The 25,872-nt window shown below is 59.6% G+C and carries 23 protein-coding genes and 4 pseudogenes; 18 read left to right on the top strand and 9 right to left on the bottom strand.

Annotation, left to right across the window (positions count from 1 at the left end):
• Window positions 1–345: 345 nt before the first annotated feature.
• Together NLM32_RS07975 and NLM32_RS07980 are read right to left on the bottom strand one after the other, a co-directional pair.
• Window positions 346–2,118, bottom strand: coding sequence for an IS1634 family transposase (locus NLM32_RS07975; protein ID WP_254128615.1), 1,773 nt, complete (start codon window positions 2,116–2,118; stop codon window positions 346–348).
• A 536-nt stretch (window positions 2,119–2,654) separates the two neighbouring features.
• Window positions 2,655–2,939: a hypothetical protein gene (locus tag NLM32_RS07980; RefSeq protein WP_254128616.1), complete on the bottom strand. Its 285-nt coding sequence runs from the start codon at window positions 2,937–2,939 to the stop codon at window positions 2,655–2,657.
• A 257-nt stretch (window positions 2,940–3,196) separates the two neighbouring features.
• On the opposite strand from NLM32_RS07980, the gene NLM32_RS46250 reads away from it, so the two are divergent.
• Both NLM32_RS46250 and NLM32_RS07990 read left to right on the top strand, forming a co-directional pair.
• Window positions 3,197–3,364, top strand: a complete 168-nt coding sequence (locus NLM32_RS46250) for a DUF3800 domain-containing protein (RefSeq protein WP_375143534.1) — start codon at window positions 3,197–3,199, stop codon at window positions 3,362–3,364.
• A gap of 221 nt (window positions 3,365–3,585) precedes the next feature.
• The gene (locus NLM32_RS07990) at window positions 3,586–3,933 is read left to right on the top strand and encodes a DUF3800 domain-containing protein (RefSeq protein ID WP_375143535.1); all 348 of its coding nucleotides are present in this window, start codon (window positions 3,586–3,588) and stop codon (window positions 3,931–3,933) included.
• 268 nt (window positions 3,934–4,201) lie between these two features.
• Here the strand turns inward: NLM32_RS07990 and NLM32_RS07995 are convergent.
• A pseudogene (locus tag NLM32_RS07995) lies at window positions 4,202–4,791 on the bottom strand (recombinase family protein).
• A 172-nt stretch (window positions 4,792–4,963) separates the two neighbouring features.
• Between NLM32_RS07995 and NLM32_RS08005 the strand changes: the two are divergent.
• The 14 genes from NLM32_RS08005 (at window position 4,964) to NLM32_RS08070 (ending at window position 17,654) form a co-directional block, all read left to right on the top strand.
• The gene (locus tag NLM32_RS08005) at window positions 4,964–5,167 is read left to right on the top strand and encodes a YqaE/Pmp3 family membrane protein (RefSeq protein ID WP_254128620.1); all 204 of its coding nucleotides are present in this window, start codon (window positions 4,964–4,966) and stop codon (window positions 5,165–5,167) included.
• Window positions 5,168–5,821: 654 nt separating this feature from the next.
• Entirely contained in the window at window positions 5,822–6,517 is a 696-nt protein-coding gene (locus NLM32_RS08010; RefSeq protein ID WP_254128621.1) for a hypothetical protein, read from the top strand.
• Window positions 6,518–6,620: 103 nt separating this feature from the next.
• Window positions 6,621–7,925, top strand: a complete 1,305-nt coding sequence (locus NLM32_RS08015; protein WP_256568224.1) for an MFS transporter — start codon at window positions 6,621–6,623, stop codon at window positions 7,923–7,925.
• A gap of 204 nt (window positions 7,926–8,129) precedes the next feature.
• Window positions 8,130–9,098: a P-type conjugative transfer ATPase TrbB gene (gene trbB / locus NLM32_RS08020; protein WP_254128622.1), complete on the top strand. Its 969-nt coding sequence runs from the start codon at window positions 8,130–8,132 to the stop codon at window positions 9,096–9,098.
• Window positions 9,095–9,421, top strand: a complete 327-nt coding sequence (locus NLM32_RS08025) for a TrbC/VirB2 family protein (RefSeq protein WP_254128623.1) — start codon at window positions 9,095–9,097, stop codon at window positions 9,419–9,421. The genes trbB and NLM32_RS08025 overlap by 4 nt, the downstream gene beginning before the upstream one ends.
• Window positions 9,421–9,681 (top strand): VirB3 family type IV secretion system protein, encoded by a 261-nt coding sequence (locus NLM32_RS08030; RefSeq protein ID WP_254128624.1) that lies wholly within the window; start codon window positions 9,421–9,423, stop codon window positions 9,679–9,681. Before NLM32_RS08025 ends, NLM32_RS08030 begins: the two co-directional genes overlap by 1 nt.
• A gap of 8 nt (window positions 9,682–9,689) precedes the next feature.
• The gene (trbE, locus tag NLM32_RS08035; protein WP_254128625.1) at window positions 9,690–12,128 is read left to right on the top strand and encodes a conjugal transfer protein TrbE; all 2,439 of its coding nucleotides are present in this window, start codon (window positions 9,690–9,692) and stop codon (window positions 12,126–12,128) included.
• Window positions 12,128–12,862 (top strand): P-type conjugative transfer protein TrbJ, encoded by a 735-nt coding sequence (trbJ, locus tag NLM32_RS08040; RefSeq protein ID WP_254128626.1) that lies wholly within the window; start codon window positions 12,128–12,130, stop codon window positions 12,860–12,862. The genes trbE and trbJ overlap by 1 nt, the downstream gene beginning before the upstream one ends.
• Window positions 12,862–13,239 carry a putative entry exclusion protein TrbK-alt gene (trbK-alt, locus tag NLM32_RS08045; protein ID WP_254128627.1) on the top strand — a complete coding sequence of 126 codons (378 nt, stop codon included), beginning with the start codon at window positions 12,862–12,864 and terminating at the stop codon, window positions 13,237–13,239. The genes trbJ and trbK-alt overlap by 1 nt, the downstream gene beginning before the upstream one ends.
• A 3-nt stretch (window positions 13,240–13,242) precedes the next feature.
• Window positions 13,243–14,475 (top strand): P-type conjugative transfer protein TrbL, encoded by a 1,233-nt coding sequence (gene trbL / locus NLM32_RS08050; protein WP_254128628.1) that lies wholly within the window; start codon window positions 13,243–13,245, stop codon window positions 14,473–14,475.
• An 81-nt stretch (window positions 14,476–14,556) separates the two neighbouring features.
• The gene (gene trbF, locus NLM32_RS08055) at window positions 14,557–15,240 is read left to right on the top strand and encodes a conjugal transfer protein TrbF (protein WP_254128629.1); all 684 of its coding nucleotides are present in this window, start codon (window positions 14,557–14,559) and stop codon (window positions 15,238–15,240) included.
• Between the two features lie 14 nt (window positions 15,241–15,254).
• Window positions 15,255–16,214 (top strand): P-type conjugative transfer protein TrbG, encoded by a 960-nt coding sequence (gene trbG, locus NLM32_RS08060; protein WP_375143633.1) that lies wholly within the window; start codon window positions 15,255–15,257, stop codon window positions 16,212–16,214.
• Complete coding sequence (locus tag NLM32_RS08065) at window positions 16,211–17,413, top strand: TrbI/VirB10 family protein (RefSeq protein ID WP_254128631.1); 1,203 nt, start codon at window positions 16,211–16,213, stop codon at window positions 17,411–17,413. The genes trbG and NLM32_RS08065 overlap by 4 nt, the downstream gene beginning before the upstream one ends.
• A gap of 1 nt (window position 17,414) precedes the next feature.
• Window positions 17,415–17,654: a DUF2274 domain-containing protein gene (locus tag NLM32_RS08070; RefSeq protein WP_254128632.1), complete on the top strand. Its 240-nt coding sequence runs from the start codon at window positions 17,415–17,417 to the stop codon at window positions 17,652–17,654.
• On the opposite strand, the gene NLM32_RS08075 is transcribed toward NLM32_RS08070, so the two are convergent.
• A complete protein-coding gene (locus tag NLM32_RS08075) occupies window positions 17,630–18,586 on the bottom strand; it encodes a LysR family transcriptional regulator (protein ID WP_254128633.1) in 957 nt (318 codons plus the stop codon). The two genes, NLM32_RS08070 and NLM32_RS08075, sit on opposite strands and share 25 nt — an antisense overlap.
• A 243-nt stretch (window positions 18,587–18,829) precedes the next feature.
• Between NLM32_RS08075 and NLM32_RS08080 the strand changes: the two genes are divergently transcribed.
• A protein-coding gene (locus NLM32_RS08080) for an IS630 family transposase (RefSeq protein WP_254128247.1) occupies window positions 18,830–19,772 on the top strand; the annotation gives its coding sequence in 2 pieces (ribosomal slippage) (window positions 18,830–19,168 and window positions 19,170–19,772; 942 coding nt in all).
• A gap of 241 nt (window positions 19,773–20,013) precedes the next feature.
• Here the strand turns inward: NLM32_RS08080 and NLM32_RS08085 are convergent.
• From NLM32_RS08085 to NLM32_RS08095, 3 genes and pseudogenes are all read right to left on the bottom strand, one after another.
• On the bottom strand, window positions 20,014–20,646 hold the full coding sequence (locus tag NLM32_RS08085; RefSeq protein WP_254128634.1) for an acyl-homoserine-lactone synthase: 633 nt from the start codon (window positions 20,644–20,646) through the stop codon (window positions 20,014–20,016).
• Window positions 20,647–20,725: 79 nt separating this feature from the next.
• Entirely contained in the window at window positions 20,726–21,454 is a 729-nt protein-coding gene (locus NLM32_RS08090) for a LuxR family transcriptional regulator (protein WP_254128635.1), read from the bottom strand.
• Between the two features lie 582 nt (window positions 21,455–22,036).
• Window positions 22,037–22,833 (bottom strand): annotated as a pseudogene (locus NLM32_RS08095) (IS5 family transposase).
• Window positions 22,834–22,917: 84 nt separating this feature from the next.
• Between NLM32_RS08095 and NLM32_RS08100 the strand changes: the two are divergent.
• Window positions 22,918–23,835: pseudogene (locus tag NLM32_RS08100) on the top strand (IS110 family transposase); the annotation flags it as partial.
• Window positions 23,836–24,062: 227 nt separating this feature from the next.
• Here the strand turns inward: NLM32_RS08100 and NLM32_RS08105 are convergent.
• Together NLM32_RS08105 and ald are read right to left on the bottom strand one after the other, a co-directional pair.
• A pseudogene (locus tag NLM32_RS08105) lies at window positions 24,063–24,326 on the bottom strand (transposase); the annotation flags it as partial.
• Window positions 24,327–24,496: 170 nt separating this feature from the next.
• Entirely contained in the window at window positions 24,497–25,609 is a 1,113-nt protein-coding gene (gene ald, locus NLM32_RS08110; RefSeq protein ID WP_254128636.1) for an alanine dehydrogenase, read from the bottom strand.
• Between the last annotated feature and the right edge of the window lie 263 nt (window positions 25,610–25,872).

The following is a 25,872-nucleotide window of genomic DNA, read 5'->3' on the forward strand; positions in this document are numbered from 1 at the left end:
GCGGTCATGGTCTCGAAGGTCGCGACGGCCGAATGGCAGCGATACCGAAGGGATGTCACGGTCTGCAGGGGCCGGACGGTCGAATGGTCGCAATTCATCCTGGCAAACACGGAGTAGCGGACGCGAACGGCCGGATGCGCAACAAGTAGCTTTGCGAGAGTGAAAGCACGCACTAAGCCGCAGTTCGGTTGGACGACGACAACTCCACTTTTAGAGTCCGACGCGCGTCACTTCAGCTTGCCCGCCAAACAACGTTTCCATCCGAGGGTCTGCGCTCACCCTAACCCGTCTTCGCGGATTGGCGGGTTTTTGAAGGGCTCGCCTAAGCCGGATCAATGGGTTAGCTCAAAAGGTCTTCACTACGGCGGCTGCGGTGATCCTGGGTGGCGGCTGCGGTGGCAGTTTGAGCTTCAGCCGGTCGATCAGAAGCTGCAGTTCGGGCTCGGGATGGGTGTAGCGAGTGAGCTTAATCTCGCGGCCGTCGGTGGTCGGCAGATGGACATCGATCATCTGGACGGCGGCAAATTTCTCCAGCGCGCTGCGCGCGGTCAGTCCCGGCGCCAACGCGTGGAGGCGGCGCGTCAGCGTGATCTGCATGCAATAAGCCAGGAAGGCGATGAAGATGTGCGCCTCGATGCGCCTCTCGTCTTGGTGGAAGACGGGGCGGATTGCGAGGTCGCCCTTGAGATTGCGGAAGGCCTCTTCGACAGAGACGAGCTGGACGTAGTATCGCCAGAGGCGGGCCGGATCATTGTCGGTAAGGTTGGTGCGCAGCAGATAGCGGCCTTCGCGTCGCCGGGTTTTGCGCAGCTTCGCGCGATCGAGCGCGAAGCTGAAGCTCGGTCGATGCCTGTCGACTTCAACGTCTACCAGACGCCAGGCCGCCGGCGCATGTGAGCGCGCGCCGCCGAGCTTCATCAAGAGTTCTTCGCGCGTCAGCTCCATGGCGGCGATCTGGCGCAGCCGCTTCCACAGCCACTTCAATTGCCGCCGGCGCATCGCGCGTTCCTTGGTCACGCGATCATGGCTCTGCGCGAAGACATAGAGTTCGCCATCCTCGGCCAGCAGCTTGACCCTGACGCCCTCGCGCGCCTCCTGCCATGGCCTGTCCACGAGGTGCTTCTCCAGCCGGTTCAGGCGGCCCTTGGGCGTGCCCACCAGATACTGCACCGGCGGATCGCTGCCCCGCATCTCGGCCAATACGGCCTCGGTCGGCACGCCGCGATCCATCACCCAGACCCGGCGCGCCTTGCCGTATTGCTGCTCGATCTTGGAAAGGAACGTTCGCAGCGTCTTGCTGTCGGCGGTGTTGCCGGGCAACACGTCATAAGCCAGCGGCAAGCCGTCCGGCGTCACCACCAGCGCGATCACGATCTGCGGGCAGTCCGGCCGCTTGTCACGGCTGTAGCCATGGCGGCGCTTTGTATCTTCCGGCAGGTCCGCGGCATTGACCTCGAAGTAGGTGCTGGTCAGATCGTACAGCAGCACGTCGAAGTCGGCGCTGAACAGATCGCGCCAGCGTCCGACCAGATGCGAGAACAGCGCGTCCTTGTGTGCGAGCAGCAGGTCGTGGCAGGCGTAGAGCTTGTGCTCCTCCGCAAGCCCGAAGTCCGCTCCCAGAAGATCGGCCATCGCGCTGTTGCCGAACCATTGCCGGTGCAGCCGCCACTCGCTGCCCGGCGCAATCAGCCGGTAGGTCGCGAGCACCTGCAGGATCTGATCCCAGCGCGTCTTCTTGCGGCTCGGTGGCAACCGATCGGCCCAGAACCGATCAAGCTGAAGCTCCTGCCACAACTGTCCCGCTAACCAGCAGGCACCCCATTGTCGCGGACGACGAAGCTGTATCTCCGACAGGCGAAGCTGAATGACGGAAGCATCACCGGTCACCGCTTCACAGCGATCCTCCGGGAACAACGCCAGTGTCCGTGCGCGGCCGGCGTCCTCGTCGAACACTTCGATCGCCTTGCGCCATGCCGCTGCCTGAGAGGAATTGATCTCGCCGAGATACAGCACATGCCGCTGCACCACACGGCCGTCATCGAGCCGCTTGTTCTCCACCACGTTCCAATAGTGGTGCGCCTTGCCGTTCTTCTTTCGCTCGGTGCGTCGCAGGAACATGGCGCAGCGAATCTACCCGCAACGCCACGCCCTTGGGAATCGGGTAGGTCTTCACTACAACCGTTTTCGGCCGAAAACGACGATCCAACTCCTTGCAGATCAATCGCTTAGCTCACGAAAAAATCTCAGAATCGCGATTTTCCAACGCGAATCCGCGAACTCGGGCTAACGACAAAGGCGCCGACTGCCGATGCGACGAGGAGTGCAACTTGGTGTTCGCGTTTCCAGCCAAGTGGATTCATCGCGCTTTCGTCTTCCCAACCATGTTGCGGTCATCTTCCTCGGCTCGGCGGGACGCACTCTTTAGCCTGTCCTGACAAAAGACCACTCTGAAATGTCGTCAGGTAGGCCGCACGTGGATGGGTCCAGACCGTTCGAAGGAAAGTAGGTGTGCCCTCCAACGAGGTCGTCCAGGGCGGCCGCAGCTGAGTGATAAGCCCCCAGATCCTCGTCTTCGAAGAACGGATGAAACGACCGCGCTCGCGGGACGATTCGAAATGTGCCGCGCTTGGTCCGGTATTCCCAATAGCCGGACATTATTTCAGCCGCCGCCAATCACGCTCGCGATCAACTGCTTCGTGATCTTCAGTGTAGCGATCATCATACGCATCTTTCGGCGCTCGTCGGACGAGCTCAAGCTTGGCCGTTGACACCCCACGTCGCCTGACTCCTTGAAAATCGATGTCGACCCATTGGCCGACGAGCGGGATATCCCGTCGTGGCTCGAGTACAACACCGGTGACGTAGTCAACCTCCGCGGCTTCCTGCGTGTAGGGTTGAAATCTGACGCGGTCGCCAACACCATATCTCTGAATCGTCATTCGGGCGGGTCCCTTCACGATTGCCCTGCGAATCGGCGGGTGGGTATCGATTTTACAGTCGAAGGACGTCGCTCTGAAGTGGGCGCTTATCGCGAAGTTTCCCTGCAAGGGGATTGATTCTCATCGAATCGAGATGAGAGCCGCATCATCCGCTAGTCGGAGCTAAGGGGGCAGGTTTTGCTTTTGCAAAGCCCGTTCCAGTATCAACGCGCGAATTCTCGGGTCGCCGATTGTAGGTTGCCGTGGTAGTAAGCTGCATGCCATTCAGTGATTATGTCGTTTATGTCGATGAGAGCGGCGACCACAGCCTGCAATCGATCGACCCCAATTTTCCAGTGTTCTCGCTGGCATTCTGCGTTTTCAGGAAATCCGACTTCGTTGAGACGGTCGTGCCAAGCGTTCAGCGCCTCAAGTTTGAATTTTGAGGACACGACGCAATCGTACTGCGCGGATACGAGATCAGGAAGCAACACGGCGACTTCAATATCCTGCGCGAGGCTAAAACCCGCGCCGCGTTCATCGATCAGGTGAATAAGGCTATTGAAGGGGCGCCGTTACTGTCATCGCGGCAGTAATCGACAAAGTCGCTCACAAGAAGAAATACACCGAGCCGCGCGATCCCTATGAAATTGCCCTCGTGTTCTGCATGGAACGGCTTTTCTATTTTTTGCGCGACCTGGGGCAGCTGGACAAGACCACTTTCTTGCTCGTCGAGTGCCGTGGCGCCAAAGAGGATGCAAGACTTGAGTTGGAGTTCCGCCGAATCTGCGACGGAAACAACCAGGCCGGAAAAATGCCGAACTTCGAGATTCGGTTCATGGATAAAAAGCACAACTCGACCGGGTTGCAATTCGCCGACCTGGTCGCACAACCGATTGCCCGGCGCGTCATCACGCCTGACCAGCCAAATCGCGCCTACGATATTATCGAGAAGAAACTGAGGAAAGACGGCAAGGGGAGTGCGACCGGCTACGGCTTGAAAATCTTCCCCTAAAAAGCGAAAGGCCCCGGTTGCCCAGAGCCACGACGCCGACCGAGAAAGCCCGATCCATTTGCATATATTATGGGTATCGAGGGCTGAATCGTCAAGCCCCCAGCTTTTGCGAGCCCTATTATGGCCCTATTCTATGGAGCGCGAAGGGGCCTTCGCCAAGTTGGTCTCAAACTTTAGGCCCTCTCTACCGATTTCAAGCCGGTAATTCCACGCACCCGCCATTCCGGCAAGGATTAGAACCGCGAGGACAAGTATCAGCCGGTTCGGATCAAGTCTCATTGTACTTCCCATCCAAATTCGGCATCCAATAAGGCTGTCCATCCATCGGCTTCAACCGGGATATTGTCGAGCAGCTTACGTTGAAAGCGCTGGCAATAACTTGATGCTTCTCCCCGCCGCGCGTCGCGCCAACGCAGATTGACGCTGTGCCAGGGTGAGTTTTGGGCCCCAGCTTGACCCCCGCTGCGACCGCTCTGGCCCTCCCTTCGTTCGTTCGGGCGCGGATCAGCTCGCGCTCGAACTCGGCCATGCCGCCCATGATGGTAACGATAAGCCGCCCCTGCGGCGTCGTTGTATCCGCCCACGGGTCATTCAAAGACCGGAAACCCGCTTTCTTATGATTCAGCTCGGTGAGGATGTTCAGGAGGTCGCGTGTTGATCGCGCCATGCGGTCTAGGCGCGTCACGACCACCACGTCGCCCGCTCTTACACTGCGAAGCAGCCTCTTGAGGTGGGCCGGTTCGACTCGGCGCCGCTGATTTTTTCGGCGAATATCCGGCTAGCCTCCAGGCCAAGGGCATCGAGCTGGGCCGCCAATGACTGGCCTCCGGTGCTGACCCTGGCATAGCCGTAGATCATGCCGCAGCCCTTGCATTACTCCTGATTTACGCCTTCGGCCCTGAAGCGCACAATAATTCCGAAAAGGAAAAGCGCGCCGATGCTCAACCAGGCATGCAACGTATTGAAACGACTCGGCAAGCGGCGTTGGCGTCTTAAAGATGCCTAGCGGTTTTCCTCGGGGGGACCTTCCATGATTGCCGTAGCTATCCTGCTGCCTTGGCTGGCGCTGTTCATCCGTGGCCGCATCGGCCAGGGAATACTCTGCCTGCTTCTCCAGATCACCGGCATCGGCTGGCTGCCCGCCGCCATCTGGGCGGTGGTTGTCGTCAACAACGATAACCAGGAGCGTCGGCATCGCGAGATGCTCGAGGCCGTGCGCGAGGGCAGGCCATGAAGACCGTCGCTGTCCTCCTCGCGTGCGGCGTTACAACGGCTTTAACGATCGACATGGCGGGCGCACAAGGTGCGCAAAGCTATCCGTTTGAGGGTATCTGGGCTCAGACCGCTACCGCCGACGGATGCAGGATCGCTGGCTACGTCTACAACCGGGCCTATGTGCGCAGCACGTCCGATGACGATGACAGTTGCAAAGTCAACAAGGTCGAAAGTCAGCCGGACCTCGGGCGGAAAACTTGCTCGTCGTCTTTGCTCCATCCTCCCAGGAGTTGGAATCTCCAGCAAACCCGGGGCGGTTCAATTGGTGTGTCCCCGGGAAACGAACAGGCCTCCCGACTTTGCTACTAGATACGGTTTAAAGGGCGAAGGCGGCGAAACCACGCGCGCGTTGCGATGCATTTTGCTAAACCTTTGGTCGGCGCAACGCGCGGGGCAGACTTTGGTGAGGGACGTGAGCCTGGACATGGCGGCGGGGCGAACAACCGGGCAACAACTCCTATCCCACGAGACCGCCGTTCCTTTCTTTGGCTACGCCAGACTACGCTTTCAATTTTCCGGCGATTGAAACGAGCAGCCGTCCTGCCCTTTGTGTCGTCCCATCATCGGTGGGGCAATCACTGTCATTTCGAACCGATTCCGCACGCGCTCAACCATGGGCGTGCTGGACCTGTTCTGTATCCGGGAGGAGCCGGGCATGAGCTTTGAAACAGCGCTCGATGAAGCAAACGAGCCAAATTTGACCCGAGCCGATGCTGCTGAGAGCACGAGGCAGCAAACCCCTGCCGTAACGAGAAAGGTCAGCGTCCAGCTTTCCGAACAGATTTCCCGTCGTCTCGAAATTGCAACGGACCGGCCCGGCGTTGGGAAGAGCACGGTCGTGGAGGCAGCTCTTGAACGCTTTCTTGATCCCGCGCCGCCGATCGAAGGTCTCATTCATGAGGCGCTCGATCGGATAAACGGGCAACTTGAACGATTGGATGGCGAGGTCCGCATGATTGCCGAGACGGTTGCGCTGCACGCCCGTTATCATCTCACCGTCACACCTCAGATACCGCAATCACAGCAGCGTGAAGCGTGTGCACTTGGCCAGGAGCGATTCAGGACGCTGGCCGAACAGGTCGACCGGCGCGTGGGCTCGAACCGGTCTTTACTGCGAGAGACGATCGACCAAATCAACGCCTCGAATGCTCCCAGCTATGCGCCTGACGATGTTTCGCAAATTTCTGCGGACTCTGCCCAGGAGGGCCCTGCCGCCATCATTCCAGACGCAAACGCCGACATGAACGCTGCCGCCGAGGAGGGCGGCAGCAACGGCAACTTTCAACATCTGCCAAACGCGTTCGGCTAAATCGGCCGGCGACCGCGGGATCCGCGCGCAAGAAGGAGCGAACGGCCCGTCCAGTCTCAATGCTTCGCAATCCGACGGCAGGCGACGAGTTTCGACTTGGCGCTTGATCGGCTGTGTTTTCCTTCCTTTCGTGGCCGGCTATTACCTTTCTTATCTGTTCCGGACCATCAACACGCTGATCTCGGGACAGCTCTCAGCTGATCTGGGTCTGGATGCTGCCAATCTTGGCCTGCTGACGTCGGTTTATTTTCTGGTGTTCGCGGGCGTCCAGATTCCAATCGGAACTCTGCTGGATCGGTTTGGTCCACGTCGGGTCCAGAGCGTGCTCCTCATGATTGCCGGCGGCGGGGCGGCTCTATTTGGAGCGTCCTCAGGATTTCTGGAACTTCTGGTCGCGCGTGCCATGATCGGCATCGGAGTCTCGGCTGCAGCGATGGCTGGGCTGAAGGCCATTGTCACCTGGTTTCCAAGGGAGCGTATTGCCCTGGTCAATGGCTACATGATGATGTTCGGCGCACTCGGTGCGGTGACTGCAACAACGCCAGCCCAGTGGCTGTTAGAATATACGGGCTGGCGTGGGTTGTTTGAGCTCTTGGCCCTTGGGAGTTTCGCCTCGGCCCTCCTCATCTTTTGGACGGTTCCTGAGGCCGCGCGACCACGGGTAAGTCAGCCGACCGCAAGAGAGCTAAGTGCGATCTACACGGACCGGCGCTTCTGGCGGATAGCCCCGCTTTCGGCAAGCTGTATTGGCTCAGCCTGGTCATTGCAGGCCTTGTGGGCAGCACCTTGGATGACGAACGTCGAAGGGTTCAGCCGCGAATCCTCGATCACACGTCTCTTCATCATGGCACTCGGGACCAGCGGCGGCGCCTTGCTACTTGGTACGTTGGCTGATTGGCTACGCCGACGTGGAATTGGCTCGGAAGCTCTGTTCGGAGCTGTGACAGTGCTATTTGTAGGGGCTGAGCTTGCGTTGATCCTGCGCCTCCCGTTGCCATCGCTATTGCCATGGATCGTTATCTCGATAGTCGGTGCAGCGACGGTCCTCAGCTATGCGACCGTAGCGGAATATTTTCCAAGAGAGCTCACCGGCAGAGCAAATGCCGGCTTGAACGTTCTTCACTTCGGCTGGTGTTTCATCGTCCAATACGGGACCGGACTCATCCTTGACCAATGGTCCGTTCAGGAAGGCCACTATCCGATCATTGCTTACCAGGTCGCGTTCGCATCCGCCGTTGGGGTGCAGGTTCTGGCGCTAGGCTGGTTCATATTCCCATGGCTTGGTAGTTTGGGCGGCCGGCTCGCCAAATTCTTTCTCCGCGATCCCGAACCAAATAGAGCCCCGGTTGAGGCATCCGCGACATCAGCAGAAGCTGACGTCCTCGAGCCTGAAGACGAGGACTGGTAGCGCGAGCCGTATCGGCTAATTCCACTCCCTCGCCTGATCGGCGAGAGCGTCAACGACTCCGCGAGTCCAAGCATCTGGTTCGATCTTTCTTTTCCTACGCCAACCTACGATCGCCACGCGCCGCGCGTTGCGCCAATGAAGGCCCTGCTCTTCTAATCATACCCATCTGAGGCCGCTTGAGGTGCCTCAGCTCTTGGGGCATCGATGACGATCCAGTCGTTTCAGCCGGAGGTGGTCTCACGCGGAGCGCGCATGCTGCGCACTGCGCTTGGTCCCGCGATCGGGCGCTTTTTGGAAGATCCTTTGATTGTCGAGGTGATGCTCAACCCAGACGGTCGACTGTGGATCGATCGGCTGTCGAGTGGCCTGACCGAGACCGGCGAAGGCCTGTCAGCTTCCGACGGGGAACGGATCATTCGGCTGGTCGCTCACCACGTCGGCGCCGAGGTTCATGCGGGTGCGCCACGTGTCTCGGCCGAGCTACCGGAGACCGGGGAACGATTTGAAGGTCTGCTGCCGCCCGTCGTTACCGCCCCCGCGTTTGCGATCCGCAAGCCGGCCGTGGCTTTATTCTCTCTGGACGACTATGCCGCCGCCGGGACCATGACCACTGCGCAGGCCGGCGCTCTTCGAACGGCCGTCACCGCTCGCCACAACATCCTGGTCGCGGGCGGTACCTCCACTGGGAAAACCACCCTGACAAATGCACTTCTCGCGGAGGTCGCCAAGACGTCGGACCGCGTCGTTCTCATTGAAGATACGAGAGAACTTCAATGCAAAGCGCCGAATCTTGTTGCCTTGCGCACCCGCGACGGCGTGGTCTCGCTATCCGATCTTGTCCGCGCCTCGCTGCGCCTGCGGCCCGATCGTATTCCGATCGGCGAGGTGCGCGGCGCCGAAGCTCTTGATCTCCTCAAGGCCTGGGGGACAGGCCACCCCGGCGGCATCGGGACCATCCATGCCGGCACTGCTCTTGGTGCGCTGCGCCGGCTTGAACAGCTCATCCAGGAGGCTGTGGTCACGGTTCCACGCGCGCTCATTGCCGAAACGATCAATGTCATCGCCGTGCTTGTTGGCCGCGGCGCCGATCGCCGCCTCGCCGAGCTCGCTCGCGTCTCGGGGCTCGGGCCTTCCGGTGACTACAGCCTTTCAGCAATAGGAGATCAACCATGAGCTTTCGATCGCCCCGCAACAAGCGCCTCATTGTCATCGCGGCATCAGCCCTCTCGTCCACCTGTGCGCTTCCCGCCTGGGCCGCTGGCTCGAACATGCCGTGGGAGCAGCCGCTCAACCAGATCCTGCAATCGGTTGAGGGGCCCGTCGCCAAGATCCTTGCAGTCATCATCATCATCGTGACCGGGCTGTCGCTGGCATTTGGCGATACCTCGGGAGGATTTCGGCGGCTGGTGCAGATCGTGTTCGGTCTGTCGATCGCCTTTGCCGCCTCGAGCTTCTTCCTGTCGTTCTTCTCCTTCGGCGGCGGAGTGGTGATCTGATGGATGAAGTTCCAGGTTTTGTCGTGCCTGTCCATCGCGCCTTGACGGAACCGATTCTGATGGGTGGCGCCCCGCGGTCGGTCGCGATCCTCAACGGCACCCTGGCGGCGGCGCTTGGCTTGGGCTTGCGGCTTTGGATTGCGGGCCTCCTGCTCTGGTTCATCGGCCATATGGCTGCCGTCTGGGCCGCCAAGCGCGATCCCGAATTCGTCGAAGTCGTGCGCCGCCACGTCCGCGTCCCCGGCCACCTCAACACATGAATTGTCCCATGATGAATCTCGCTGAATATCAACGCTCAAACACGCGTCTTGCCGACTTTCTGCCCTGGGCCGCGCTCGTCGATGAGGGGGTCGTCCTCAATAAGGATGGCTCGTTTCAGCGTACGGCAAGGTTTCGGGGGCCTGACCTCGAGAGCGCCGTGCCGGCAGAACTTGTCGCGGTTGCCAGCCGATTGAACAATGCGCTGCGCCGTCTCGGATCCGGCTGGGCTGTGTTCGTGGAGGCGCAGCGCCATGCCGCAGGCGCCTATCCTCCGAACACCTTTCCCGACGTGGCCTCCGCTCTAGTCGACGCCGAGCGAAAGGCCCAGTTCGAAGAGGAGGGAGCTCACTACGAGTCGAGCTACTATCTGACCTTCCTCTATCTGCCGCCAGCCGAGAGCGCCGCTGTTGCAGAACGGCTGCTCTATGAGGGGGGTCATCGAACGGCTGGCGTAGATTCCAAAGAAGTGCTGAGCGGCTTTCTGGATCGCACCAATCGCGTCCTCCAGCTCGTCGAAGGATTCATGCCGGAATGCGGTTGGCTCGATGACGAGGCCACGCTGACCTACCTGCATTCCACCATTTCGACCAAACGGCATCGGGTCCGAGTGCCCGAAATTCCCATGTACCTTGATGCCTTGCTCGCCGATCAAGCGCTAACCGGTGGGCTAGCGCCGATGTTGGGCCACGCCCACATTCGTGTTCTAACCGTGGTGGGGTTTCCAACTGCGACGACGCCGGGGATTCTCGATGATCTCAACCGCTTGGCTTTCCCATATCGCTGGTCGACCCGAGCCATCATGCTCGACAAGGCCGATGCGGCAAAGCTTCTCACAAAAATCCGGCGTCAGTGGTTTGCCAAGCGTAAATCGATCGCGGCGATCCTGAAAGAGGTGATGACCAACGAAGCGTCGGCTCTTCTCGACACCGATGCGAACAACAAGGCGATCGATGCCGATGCAGCCCTCCAGGAATTGGGCTCAGATCAAATCGGCGAAGCCTTCGTCACCGCAACCGTGACCGTCTGGGACGGCAGTTCGCGCGCAGCCGACGAAAAGCTGCGCCTCGTCGAAAAAATGATCCAGGGGCGCGACTTCACCTGCATGGTCGAGACGGTCAATGCGGTCGAGGCTTGGCTCGGCAGCCTGCCCGGACATGTCTATGCCAACGTCCGCCAGCCCCCGATTTCGACCCTCAACTTGGCTCATATGATCCCTCTATCGGCCGTGTGGGCCGGGGAGGTGAGGGACCATCACTTCAAGGCGCCGCCTCTGTTCTTTGGCAAGACGGAGGGATCGACGCCGTTTCGGTTTTCCTTACATGTCGGCGATGTCGGCCACACTCTTATTATAGGGCCGACCGGGGCCGGCAAATCCGTGCTCCTGGCGCTGATGGCCCTGCAGTTCCGCCGCTATCCGGGGGCACAGATCTTTGCCTTCGACTTTGGTGCCTCGATCCGGGCCGCGGCCATCGCAATGGGCGGCGACTGGCATGATCTTGGCGGCGCGGTCGCGGAAGAATCCTCCGACTTTGTTGCCTTGCAACCGCTGGCAAAAATCGACGAAGCCTCCGAACGCGGCTGGGCGGCCGAGTGGATTGCCTCGATTCTATCGCGAGAACGGGTCGAGGTCACGCCTGAGATCAGAGAGCACATATGGTCTGCGCTCACCTCCCTGGCCTCTGCGCCTGCCGGCGAGCGCACCCTTACAGGGCTAGCGGTGCTTCTTCAGTCCAATATGGTGAAGCGTGCGCTGCAGCGCTATTGTCTGGGCGGTTCATATGATCGCCTGCTCGACGCGGAAGGCGAGCACCTCGGCGGCTCCTCCGTCCAGGTGTTCGAGACCGATGGGCTGATCGGAACTGCGGCCGCCCCTGCGGTCCTTTCTTATCTGTTTCATCGAATTGAGGACCGCTTTGACGGCCGACCCACCCTTCTCATCATCGATGAGGGCTGGCTCGCGCTCGATGATGCCCATTTTGCCGGGCAACTGCGCGAATGGCTGAAGACGCTTCGCAAGAAGAACGCGTCAGTCGTGTTTGCGACCCAGTCGCTTGCCGACATCGATGGCTCGACGATTGCACCGGCGATCATCGAAAGCTGTCCGACCCGAATCCTGCTGCCCAACGACCGCGCCATCGAGCCGCAGATCACGGCAATCTACCGCCGCTTTGGGCTCAATGACCGGCAGATCGAGATTCTCGCTCGCGCAACACCGAAGCGGGACTACTACTGCCAGTCCCGTCAGGGCAATCGCCTGTTCGAGCTGGGCTTAGGTGAGGTCGCGCTCGCGTTCACGGCGAGCTCCTCGAAGGCCGATCAGGCCCTGATGGATCAGGTCCTGGCCGAACACGGCCGGGAGAATTTCGTGACAGCTTGGCTCAAGGCGCGAGAGCTCGCCTGGGCCTGCGACCTTATTCCACAACTTGCAAAGATGGGGAGCCTCTGATGCGACGTCTAATTCAGCTTGTAGCGGCGGGCTTGATCGCCGCTGCCATCGTCCAAGTGCCAGAACAGGCCACGGCACAGTGGATCGTGTTCGATCCCAATAACTACGCACAGAACGTGCTGACGGCAGCCCGTGAATTGCAGCAGATCAATAATCAGATCACATCGCTGCAAAACCAGGCGCTGATGCTGATCAACCAGGCCAAGAACTTGGCGAGCCTGCCGTATTCTTCATTGCAGCAGCTCGAGCAGTCAATTCAGCGCACCCAGCAGTTGCTCGGGCAGGCGCAACGGATCGCTTATGATGTCGGGCAGATCGACCGCGCGTTCTCAACCACCTATGCGCCGGCTTCTTCGAGCCAGCCGGATCAGGCGCTGATCGCAAATGCGCAAACACGCTGGCAGAACGCGGTTGCCGGCTTGCAGGACTCCATGCGCGTGCAGGCGACCGTGGTCGGCAATCTCGACACCAACCGCACCCAGATGTCGGCCCTTGTGAGTGCAAGCCAGGGCGCCAGTGGTGCGCTGCAGGCCAGCCAAGCCGGCAATCAGCTGCTCGCGCTGCAAAACCAGCAGCTCACAGATCTCACGGCGGCAGTTGCCGCCCAGGGGCGTGCTCAGACCTTGGAGCAGGCAGAGCGGGCGGCCGCCCAGGATCAGGGCAGGGAGCAGCTCAGGCGATTCCTCAATCAAGGGCAGGGCTACCAACCCACAACAGTGCAGATGTTCCACTAATGTCGAAGAACAGATTTGAACGAATCCCGATCGTATTGGCGGTGATGCTTGCTGTCCTGGTTGTTGCGGCTTGCGCGATCCGGCTGCGCGGCGATCAAGATCAGACTCCGTCCGGGGCGTCGATCACCCAAGGGTCCTCTGAGGCGACCGCCTCAAAGCTCGAGCGGTGCCGGACGGTTCAATACGAGCAGAAAGATGATCTGTCCGCGTGCCGAAAGCTCTGGGACGAGAAGCGCCGTGAGTTTTTCGGCTTTGGCAGCGGACCATCAGGGGCTCGCATTAACGAATCTAATCCAGACGCAACATCGCCTCTGCGCGGCAAGGACGAGAGCCGTCTGCCGTCCGGCTATCCCTCCATTCCCAACAATGACGAGTGAACCATGGGCGGCACGGGCGTCATCGACCAATTCCTGGAGACCTTCACCCGCTACATCGACTCCGGCTTCGGGCTCGTCGGAGGTGAAGTCGGATATGTCGCAACGACGCTCGCCGCAATCGACATTACGCTCGCCGGCCTGTTCTGGTCCTGGGGCGCTGACGAGGAGATCATCAGCCGGCTCGTAAGAAAAACGTTGTTTGTCGGTGTGTTCGCATACCTCATCGGCAATTGGAACAGCTTGGCCCGGATCGTATTCGAGAGCTTCGCCGGTCTTGGATTGAAAGCGTCCGGTAGCGGCCTTTCCTCGGCGGACTTTTTCAGGCCAGGAAAGATCGCTCAGGTTGGTCTCGATGCCGGGCGGCCGATCCTTGAATCGATCTCGGGCCTGATGGGTTACGTCAGCTTCTTCGAAAACTTCGTTCAAATCACGGTCCTGCTGTTCGCCTGGATCGTGGTGCTGCTCGCCTTCTTCATCCTGGCGATCCAGCTCTTCGTTACCCTGATCGAGTTCAAGCTGACGACACTCGCCGGATTTGTGCTGATCCCATTTGGGCTGTTTGGAAAAACGGCCTTTGCCGCTGAGCGGGTGCTCGGCAACGTCATCTCTTCCGGGGTCAAGGTCCTGGTGCTCGCGGTCATCGTCGGCATCGGATCGACCCTGTTTGCACAATTCACGGCCGGCTTCGGAGGCAACCAGCCAACGGTCGAAGACGCCATGGCGCTGGTCCTTGCTGCATTGTCGCTGCTGGGCCTCGGAATCTTCGGACCCGGTATCGCCAACGGCATTGTTTCCGGTGGACCGCAGCTTGGAGCTGGGGCGGCGGTGGGCACGGGTCTTGCGGCAGGAGGATTGGTCGCTGCTGGAGCCGGGCTTGCTGCAGGTGGAGTTGGACTGGCCACGGGCGCAATCGGAACTACGGCAAGGGGTGCGACCGCCATCGCGAGCGGAACTTCTAGTGCATTTAGGGCTGGCGGTCTCGCCGGCGTCGCGGAAGCAGGCGCCTCTGGCGCGGCAAGTCCTTTGCGTTTCCTGGCTGCTCGTCTCGGCGCCACGGCTCGTGATGTGAGTGCGTCAGATGCACCATCTGCGACCTCTCAGGAGATGCCTGCCTGGGCGCGCCGCGCAAAGCGTGCACAAGCGATCCACCAGGGCGCGACAGCCGCGACAAATGCGGTTCGTGCCGGCGACCACGGAGGCGGTGGCGCATCGGTCGATCTTAGGGAGCAAGAATAACGATGCCAGTGAAGGCGTCTTTCATCCTTTCCGGGCCCGGCGGCGCTCAAGGCGCGTATTTAGTTTCAGGGAGATCTCCGCATGTTCAAACGATCGGCCGTCCACTATGGCAGCACGCCGGGACCGGTCACGCCCTATCAGAGGGCCGCCCAAGTCTGGGACAATCGTATTGGCTCAGCCCGTGTGCAGGCCAAAAACTGGCGCTTGATGGCGTTTGCATGTTTGTTCTTGAGCGCCGGATTTGCGGGTGCCCTCGTTTGGCAATCGGCGCAGGGAACGGTTACGCCCTGGGTTGTCGAAGTTGATCATCTGGGCGAGGCAAGAACCATCGCTCCGGCAAATGCCGGCTACCAGGCGAGCGACCCGCAGATCGCCTTCCATCTCGCGCGCTTTATCGAGCATGTGCGCGGCCTTCCGCTGGACGCCATCGTACTGCGCGAGGATTGGCTGCGCGCCTATGACTTCACCACCGACCGTGGCGCTGGCGCGCTGAATGACTATGCCCGTAACAACGATCCCTTTGCCAAGGTCGGGAAAACACAAGTCACTGTGGAGGTCTCGAGCGTCATTCGCGCTTCCGTCGACAGCTTCCGCTTAACCTGGACCGAGCGGCATTACGAGAACGGGCAGTTAGCGGCCACCGAGCGGTGGAGCGCGATCCTCACGACCGTCATTGAACCGCCCCGCGATATCGAGCGGCTGCGCAAGAACCCGCTCGGCATTTACGTCAACGCGATCAACTGGTCGAAGGAGTTCGGATCGTGATGCCTCAAGCTTTCATGCCGAGCCCCCGGAAATGCCGACAAAGCGCCGTGTCCGCACTCCTGATCAGTCTATGTATGCTTGGTGGCTGCACCACATTCAAGCCGCCGCAGATCAGCTATGATGACGAGATCCCGCCTTCTCCCGATCTGCCGGCGTTGGGCGATGACCGTCCAAAGCCGCTTCACGTGCCGCCAGCCTGGACGCCGGCGCGGGGCGGCAAGAAGCTTGAGTCCAAGGAGCCTGTCGAGCGGATCGAGAATGCCAACGACGCTGCGCGGGTCGAACCGCGCAAGGCGGGGTATTTCAATGCGGTACAGGTGTTCCCTTATAGTCCCGGCGCGCTTTATCAGATCTATGCGGCGCCGGGACAGATCACAGACATTGCGCTCGAGCCGGGGGAACAACTGATCGGCTCGGGACCCGTGGCTGCGGGCGACACGGTGCGCTGGGTGGTGGGTGATACCGAAAGTGGCAGCAGTGATACACGCCGCGTCCATATCATGGTCAAGCCAACGCGCCCGTCGATTGCGACCAACCTCGTCGTCAACACCGACCGCCGCACCTATCTGATCGAGCTCCGCTCCCGAGAAAAGCCTTACATGCCTTCGGTTGCCTGGTTTTATCCCAAACCTCGAACCGCTTCCGCTCAAACGGTGGCTGCCATACCGTATATTCCGGATCCGGCCGAGCGCCGCTATCGCTATGCGATTTCAGGAGACAGCCCGCCCTGGCGCCCTGTCAATGCTTACGACGACGGACGCAAGGTCTACATCGAATTCTCGGCTGGCATCACTCAGGGCGAGATGCCGCCGCTCTTTGTCATTGGACCTGATGGCAAGACCGAGATCGTCAACTACCGCGTCTACGGCAATATCCTCATCGTCGATCGGCTGTTTGCGGCCGCCGAATTGCGGCTCGGCGGTGAGGGGCAGCAGAAAGTGCGTATCGTAAGAAGCGGCGGGAGGCCATTGTGAGCAATACAAGCGGAGATCCCGCGGGTCCCGAGGTGGCCCAAGCAGATGCACCCGCGGACCTTGCCCAGTCCTTGCGGCTGCGACCCGAACGGCCGCGCGTGATGCGCCTCTCCCGAAAGGCGCTGCTTGCTGGCACCGGTGTGGCTCTGGCCCTCGTCGGCGTTGCAGCGTTATGGGCGCTGCAAAGGCCTGAAAAGCACACCCCAACGACTGAGGAGCTCTATTCCACTGACCACCATACCATTGCGGATCAACTTTCGAATCTTCCGAAGGATTATGCCGGAATACCTCACGACGTGCCACGGCTCGGACCACCGTTGCCCGGCGATCTGGGGCGGCCGATCCTAGCAGCCCAAGCCCGGACGCAATCAGGCTCGCTCGTAGCCGACGCCGAACAGCAGCGCGTCAATCAGGAAACCGAGGCGGCCCGCACCAGCAAGGTATTCGCCTCAACCAACGTTCGCCCATCGGCGGTAACAACACCATCCGGTGAGGCGCCTGCGAACGCGACAACGTCTTCTGATGACGCATTTGCGCAAAATGGGCAGGATCGCAAGCTTGCATTCGTCAACGGGGCTGTGGATCGGCGCACCACAAGCCCCGATCGTCTGGTCAAGCCAGCATCGCCCTTCGTGGTCCAGGCAGGAACAGTCATTCCGGCCGCTCTCATTACCGGAATCAGGTCTGATCTGCCCGGCCAGATCACGGCACAGGTGACTGAAAACGTCTATGACACTCCGACCGGCAGGGCTCGGCTGATCCCTCAAGGCGCGCGCCTGATCGGGATCTACGATAGCCAGATCGCGTTCGGACAGTCGCGCGTACTCCTCGTCTGGACGCGTCTGATCATGCCCAATGGACGTTCCATCGTGCTCGAACGCCAACCTGGCGCGGACGTAGCTGGTTACGCCGGCCTCGAGGATGAGGTCGACAATCACTGGAAGGAGCTATTGGGAGCCGCCGCGCTATCGACGTTGCTCGCCGTGGGGACGGAGGTCAACTCGGGGGCAGACGGCAATAGCTCCAATAGTGACATCATTCAGGCGCTTCGCCGTGGAGCGGGGGACGCCGCCAATCAGGCCGGACAACAGGTGGTTCGGCGCAACCTGAACATTCAGCCGACTCTGACCATTCGGCCGGGATTTCCGGTGAGGGTCATTGTCAACCGCGATCTCGTGCTCGAACCCTATAGAGGATGAAATGACCAAACTGAAGATTGGAGCGGTTCAAGATGACAAGCCTGTCCGGATCGCCATCGACCTGCCTGCGACCGTGCATCGCGATCTGATGTCGTACGCGGAAATCCTCTCCCGGGAAGCCGGTCAAAAGATCAGCGACCCGAACAAACTGATCGCGCCGATGGTGGCGCGCTTCATGGCAACGGACCGGGCCTTTGCCAAAGCGCGAAAGCGACGTCACGCCAAGGATGACGAAGGATAGCGTTCGGCCAGCAATTTGAGGAAATTGGCCAGAGCTGGATTTTCGTTGTCATCGCGCCACACCGCGGAAAAGCCAACGCGGCTTGGTTCCGCGCCATAGCGCAATTCCCGATAGACCAAGCCAGAAGAATTGGCGCCCACGTCGGATTCCAGCACGAGGGTGATACCGAGGCCCATACTCACAAGATTCTGGATTTCTCCGCGGCTGACATCGCGGTGCTCGATCCGCGGTCCCTCCATCGAGGTGATGAGTCTTCCATTTAGCAGCGCTTCGAGGTCGCGCCCGGAATCGTATTGGCTCATCAAGATGATTTGGTTATTCAAATCGGTCCATGAGAGAGCATCCTGCGGAGCCAGAGAATGATCCTGAGGAAGAGCAGCAAGGATCCGTTCGCTCCAGAGGGGAGTGCTTCTGCTGGTGATATCGAACGAATCTCCGGCGGCAACATAGAGGTCAACCATGCCATTGCGGAGCGCGGTTGCTAATCGGCTTCGAGATCGTTCGAGGATTCGAAGCGTTGCCTGCGGAAATCGCGAACAATATTCCAGCAGCGTCGCACGTAGGTGACCTGCGGTAAGCGACGTGGAGAATCCGATGACCAATCGGCCGTATTCCTCACGGTCTTCGGGCTTCGCCCTCGCGACGACCGTATCCATCTGCTCAAGGATTGACCGTGCTATCCGAAGAAAATCAATTCCAGCTGGTGTGGCTGTAACTCCGGCGCGTGATCGCTCGAAGATAACGATTCCGATTGAATGCTCCAGTAGCTGTATAGAGCGGCTGAGCGTCGATTGCGTGATGGAAAGACTGTCTGCAGCTCGGCGAAAGCTCCCACATTCGGCTGCCGCAATGGCTAGCTGAAGTTGGCCGAGATCCAGATTGAGGCGGCGAATTCCGGCCACCAGATCGACGAAGCTTGTGTGTCGCACCATTGCAGCACCGTGGATTTCAAACGTCGACCAAATGGCGTTCCTGAGACATTGAAGAGGAACCACCGGCCGGCGCGCTGTGACCAGGAGAACGAAAGGCTTTACTCGCGCTTGATTCCTCCTGTTTCTTGGCGAGCGTGTGTAGCTAGAACGGTTTCCACTTTATGTGAATCGGAAGGGTACAGGGGATTCCCTCGGTCGCGCAAATCAGATTCGATTGCTCTGGCTTTAACGACGGGGCGAGCGATGGCGAAGGGATATTCGAAAGACCTGAGAGTGCGTGCGGTGGCACTTGTCGAAGACGGCGAGAGCAGACGGGAAGCCGCGCGCGTGCTCGGTCTCAGCGCCTCGACCGCGATCCGCTGGATCGAGCGCTGGACGAGGACGGGCAGTGTGGCGGCATTGCCCGGCACGGGCCAGAGCCGCTCTCCGCTCGAGGCGCATCGCCAGTGGCTGCTCAATCTCATCGCCGCGGAGCCGGACTTGACACTCGAAGAGATTCGCGCGCGGCTCAAGTCCGAGAAGCGGCTGAAAGTCGGGACGACATCGGTCTGGCGCTTCTACGAACGCCACGACATCACGTTCAAAAAAAACTCTGCACGCCGCTGAACAGGATCGCTCCGATGTCGCTGCCGCGCGCGCCGAGCTGAAGGCCGAGCAATCCAAGCTTGAAGCGCCGCGCCTCGTGTTCATCGACGAGACGGCGGTCACGACGAAGATGGTACGGCATTACGGCCGCTCACCGCGTGGCGAGCGTCTCGTTGCGAGCGTGCCGCACGGCCACTGGAAGACGCTGACACTCGTTGCCGCGCTGCGCATCGATGGCTTGACGGCGCCGTATGTCTTCGACGGGGCGATGGACGGGCCGTCATTCCTCGCTTATGTCGAGCAGATCCTCGCGCCGACGCTGCGCAAAAGAGACATCGTCTTCATGGACAATCTGCGTACCCACAAGATCGACGGCGTTCGCCAGGCGATCGAAGCGGTCGGCGCCAAGGTGCGCTATTTGCCGGCCTACTCGCCCGATCTCAACCCGATCGAAATGGCATTCTCGAAGCTGAAGACCGCGCTGCGCAAGGGCGCGGCACGCACCGTCAAGGCGCTCATGAAACTGATCGGCAAGCTCATGAAGACATTTGCGCCCGACCAGTGCGACAACTACTTTCGACATGCAGGATACGGGGCCTGATCCACATCAAGCGGAAAATGCTCTAGGTGGGCGAACATCGTTTTGTTTGCGATTCTGGCTTGCTGCCGATCATATGGACCCGAATTGTTTCGTCTTTCCTGGATGCCACGCGCAGTTCACGATATCTGGGAGCGCAAATCTGACACGCGCGCAGCCACGATGAATCTGCTCTCGATCAAGTTGGACGTGAGAGATGCAAGGACGATCAGGCGAGCTCAATCCGGCCGGGGAGGTCGGGTAATTAGGCAGCGTTCAACAAGACTGGTGTCCAGAGAACCAGCCCGTCGAGACCGCCCGCAGCACATACCTTCTGAAGAGCTTCTGTCGAGATTTCTAGGTGTCCTGCCACAGCGAGGGTGTTGCCGATATTGCAGGGAGCGGCGATGCGGCAAAGTGGCCAGCCCGCGCGTTTCAGTATTCTCTCCATTCGAACGTCGGTCACCGTGACGATGTTCTTAAGTCGTCTCGACAGTCCGAATTCGATCATCCCCGCGAAGAGCTCGTAAGTCGACTTGGCCAGCCCGTGTTCGCCCTTCGGAGCATGGGGAGAAGCATCAACTGCGAACCGGCTGCTCTCCCAGACCAGCGGGTCTGCCGGAGCAGGAAATCCCCCAAGGACTATTGGAAACGTATCGCGGACCATCGTCGGTCCCATGGTCGGCAACAGACGAACCGAGCCTTCCACGTGACCCTCGAGAGACGTTTGAACCAGGTAGGCCGGATGCAGCGCATCGAAATCATCCATTTCGATGTCGCCGCAAGTCTGAACGCTCCACTCCAACCGTTGCTTAAAAACACGATAGCGCAACTTATACATGGATGCTAAGGTGCCGGAAAACGCGTTGTACGATGTCTCCGTGATAAGCTGAATCATGGTCCCCTCCCAAAGGAGACGAGATTTTGGAGGAGGCGCACGCCAACATCATCCCCTATAACTCTGCGGGATCAGAGTCTTAATCTTGCCCATCTCGTTTGGCAGCGGTCAAACGCACGGCGGCCTGAACGACTTTACGAACTCCCAGCTTGTCTCTCGCACTCCTCAAGTAATGAGCCGCCGTGTTGTGGGATATGCCGAGGATCCGTCCAGTTTCCCAGGCGCTTTTGCCCTTGGCGGCCCAGTCCAAACATTCGATTTCGCGAGGAGACAACCGGATTCCGTCCATCGTCAGTTCATGCACGAGCTTGCGGCGCACATGAGAATGGAAGCATCTCGCCATCAGCTGAAGGACAGGAGCATTCAGATCGATGCACTTTTCGAATTGCGGACGCCTTTGGTCGGCGGCAAAGGTCAGAGCAGCAACCGAGCCGTCCTCATCGTGAATTGGGACCGTGAAACCTAACCGAATTCCGAATTCGCTAGCTTCGTCGAAAAATTTTCGTTGCGCCGGAGCGATTGGTCTCGAAGGTACGTCTAAACCCCATTGAAACGGTTCAGTATCGTTCAACGAGCGCGTGATAATCGGATCCAGACGTTCGTAGTGACTGCGCACATAATGTGCAACCCAGTTGTTCGGATACGTTGATATGACCAATGGCTTTTCGCCAGCCCGCCGCGGCATCGCAAGGTATGCAAAGCAAGACAGATCAAGCTCGCTCGCAGTGACCGCCATCGCCTCTGCAAAAGCATCAGCATATTCAGCGCTCGAGAGAAGATCGATGTACTTTTGAAAGATGCGATGCATGGTGACACGCGAGCTAACGGTTTTGTGGGCTTGCTGAATTGCCGAACCTGACCAGATGCGGAATCGATGGGTCCGTGCCGGCGAGCGGGAGCCCAACTGGACGGTAAATATACAGCATCTTTCGGATTTCCCAACGCAGTCTCCGCGCAAGATTGTTTGTGCGCCCGACGCTTACCATGAAGCAGTTGCGCGCGTCAGTTCAGTTCCAGTTGTCGTTGGTATTCGCTCATGCTCCAGAGCCGGAACTCTGCGCTGTTGTCAGGAATCCTTGAGGCGAGCCCCGATGTATTTTCAATGGACAGTCTGGCCCAGCTGATATTCACGTGTGATGGGGCTGGCGGGTTTGCCTGGCGCTAAGCTACCGCTGAACTGGGCGGTGCTACCAGTTCTGGGGCTCGTTCCGCACGGTATTTGCGTCGAACTCAGGATTTAAACTCAGCAATTTATTGGATCCCCCGGTTCGTCACCTCTAGACATTCGAACTTAGTCTTAACCCGTAACAAACTCGAAGTTGGCCAGCTCTACGCAGAGCGTGTTCGGACTTCAATCGATTTTGCGGCTCAAGTGCTAGCCTAGAGGCTGTTAGGGACCAGCAGCGAGTTTAGCGACGTTTTTGAGCATGATGCATGCGAAGGCGATAAGGTGAAGGTCAGCGAGGGTCTGAGCGCATCGCTCGTAGTCTTTGACCAGTCTTCGGAAGCGTGTGGCCCACGCGAAGGATCGCTCGACGACCCATCTCCTTGGGAGCAGCACGAAGCCTCGTTTGGCCTCCGACAGCTTTATGACCTCGAGGGCAATGCCGTGTTCTGCAGCCGCTGTCGCAGGTTTGTCGCCTGTGTAGCCCTGGTCAACGAAGGCGACTTCGACGCTCTGACCAGTCTCTGCCTGAATCGTCTTGGCGATCCGGCCAATCTCGGCGCGGTCGTCAGTGTTGGCGGGCGTGACATGCAGCGCCAGAAGATGGCCAAGCGTGTCGACGGCCAGATGCAGCTTCGAACCCTTCTTGCGCTTGGCTCCGTCGTAGGCGCCGCGGGCGCCACTCTCGGGCGTCGAGCGCAGAGGATGGCGGCGGTCGGCTGGGCGGGTCGTCCAGCCGCAAGGCGCAGGATAACGCGCAGATCCTCGGCCAGGGCTTCAAAGCAACCCGCGCGCAACCACCGCTGCGCCTGTTGATAAACGATCTCCCACGGCGGCAAATCGTTCGGCATCCAGCGCCAGGGCGCGCCGGTCTTCACGATATAGCGCAGGCCGTTGAACACCTCGCGAAGCCCGTGCGTCCGCTGCGAGGCGTCCTCGGGCAAAAGTGTCAGATACGGCGCAGCAAGCGCCCACTCGTCATCGGAAACATCAGAGGGATAAGGCTCGCGGGGAATCGACATCCCGCAAACCTCAACCTCTATGGTTAATCAGTCCCTAGCCTCTAGCCAGGGCCAGAGCTCGGCGGCCGACCCAGAGTACCAGCGATTCAGTTCTTTGCTCGCGCACAGCCAAGCATAGTTGGCATGGAGTCCTGCGCCGGTTCGCAGTGACTCGCCCGGAAGATACAGGCACTTGGTCACAAGGTGCGCCTGATCCCCGCGCAGTTCGTGAAGCCCTATGTGAAATCAAACAAGAACGATATCATCGATGCTGAGGCGATCGCCGAGGCCGCGACACGACCGGCAATGCGTTTCGTCGCCGTGAAGGAAGCGGACCAGGTCGACCTTCAAGCGCTGCATCGAATCCGTGACCAGATGGTCGGCTCGAGGACACGCCTGATCAATCAGATGCGGGCTTTCTGCCTCGAGTACGGGGTACCTTTGCGTCAGGTGCTGGAATATTCAAACTCGAATTGCCGCGCGCTTTGAATGACGAAGAAAACGAGCTGTCACCGGTGATGCGTCGCCTGGTCGGCGATCTCTTCGCCGACCTCCGGCGCCTCGAAGAACGGATCCGCGAAGTGACAAAGGAGATCGAAGCCGTCGCCGACCGAGAGGACGTCACACGCCGGCTGATGACAATCCCTGGTATCGGCGCATTGGGTGCGACCGCTGTACTTGCCGCGATCGGTGATGGGCGGCAGTTTCGCAAGGCCCGCGACCTTGCTGCATGGCTGATTAGTGCCCAGACAACACTCGACCGGCGGAAAACAGACGTTGCTCGGCATCAGCAAACGCGGCAATCGCTATGTGAGAAAGCTTTTAGTGCATGGCGCGCGATCCTGCTTCCGGCATCTGGACCGGACACGCGATCGCTTGGGAAGCTGGCTCGACGGGCTCCAGGCTCGGATGCATCCGAACAAGGCCGTTGTCGCTCTAGCCACCAAAATGGCCCGCATGGTCTGGGTGGTTTTGAATAAGCCCGGAGCACTCTACGAACGCAGAGATCCTGCTTTCACCTGACGCTTCTGGCTTCGATTGCAAGGCTCGGTAACAGTGATGACGAAACAGTGGATCAACACGCCGTAAGCCCTGTGCAAAAAAGCGGGCTTCGTTTATTGGGAACGGCGTGCGCGGATCTCATCATGGCCTGGCTGCAACAGCAGTCCACTCGCGAGAAGCCGGATACATTTATGCACCTGGAAGCGTCATATTTGCTGTTACGACCCTTGCAGGGACGGGGCGGACCATACATTGTTTCCCAACAGGTCCTTCAGCGCGGGGTTGTCCAGCATGGCGTCGGCCAACAACCGTTGCAGCCGCGTGTTCTCATCCTCCAGCGTCTTCAGCCGCTTGGCCTCCGAGACCTCCATCCCGCCGAACTTAGCCTTCCATTTGTAGATGCTGGCGTCGCTGACGCCATGCTTGCGGCACAGATCGGCGACTGACACGCCGGCCTCATGCTCCTTCAAGATCCCGATGATCTGCTCTTCCGAAAAGCGGCTGCGCTTCATGCTCTGGTCCTCGTGTGGGGCCAGAACAAACTTCAAACTGGATTAAGCCCACGGGGCAAAGGTCAATAAGTAAAAGACTTCAACCGCCGCATGCGCCCCACAAAAAGGGGCCACCCCACAGGAGTGGCCCAACAAGTCAGGGAGGAAACGTCCCCTGGGGACCTCTGGGATCAGGCCGCTGCCTGTTCGATCGGTGAGAATGGCAGGCCGAGGCTCTCGGCGACGGCCTTGTTGGTGAGCCGACCTCGATAAACATTGAGACCTGCGCGCAGATGCGGATTTTCAAGCACGGCCGCGAAACCCCTGTTGACCAGAGACAAGCCGAAGGGAAGCGTAGCGTTGTTGAGCGCGTGGCTTGAAGTTAGCGGGACGGCTCCAGGCATGTTAGCCACACAATAGTGAATGACTCCATCCACCTCGTAAGTCGGATCAGAGTGCGTGGTAGGATGCGACGTCTCAAAGCAACCACCTTGATCGATGGCGACGTCAACGATTACTGAGCCCTTGCGCATTGAACTCAACATCTTACGACTGACCAGCTTCGGCGCGCTCGCTCCGGGAACTAGCACCGCACCAATGACAACATCTGCCGCGAACACCTCCTCTTCGACACTGTCAATCGTCGAGAACTTGGTACGAACACGACCTTCAAACAATTCGTCGAGCTCGCGGAGCCGGGTGATTGAGCGGTCAATGATGGTGACCTCGGCGCCGAGTCCTGCGCCCATCCGCGCGGCATGTGTACCGACAACGCCCCCTCCGATCACCACGATACGGGCAGCTTGGACACCGGGAACGCCGCCGATTAACAGACCCCGCCCGCCTGTATATCGCTTCAGGGCTGTGCCGGCCGCCTCGATTGCAAGCCTGCCGGCGACCTCGCTCATCGGTGCAAGTAGCGGCAAGCCACCATGCGCGTCAGTCACCGTTTCATAGGCTACGGCGGTGCAACCAGACATCAAGAGACCCTTTGCCTGTTCGGGGTCGGGCGCCAGATGCAGATACGTGAAAAGGATCTGGTTCTCTCGTAGCTGAATCCATTCGGAGGCCTGCGGCTCCTTTACCTTGACGATCATCTCGCTCGATGCGAACACTTCGCGAGCGGAGTCCAGAATTGTTGCGCCGGCCTTGCGGTAGTCCTCATCCGTTGATCCGATACCGGCCCCGGCATTCGTCTCGACGAGCACCTTGTGGCCAGCCGACACGTACTCGCGGACGGCTCCGGGGGTCAGACCCACTCGATACTCGTGCGCCTTGATTTCCTTGGGAACACCGACATTCATTTGCAACCTCTTTGGTGAGTAGCTCTTTGTAATCGGAAGAGCGGTACAAACCCTCAAATCGAAGGGCCGATTGCGCAGAAAATCGGCGATCTTCCCAGGCCGCGCGCAGTCTTTCGTACCGACGAACCAAAAACACGTTTGCTCGAGTAGATGCTGGGAATATGAAGCGCGGTCGACCCGATACGGCACCCACATCTTGATCCAGTTACAGAACCAAGCCGGAACGATTGGATTCTTTCTTAGGCCCTCACGGGGATGCCCGA

Origin of the sequence: Bradyrhizobium sp. CCGUVB14 (assembly GCF_024199935.1) — a bacterium.
Lineage (GTDB): Bacteria > Pseudomonadota > Alphaproteobacteria > Rhizobiales > Xanthobacteraceae > Bradyrhizobium.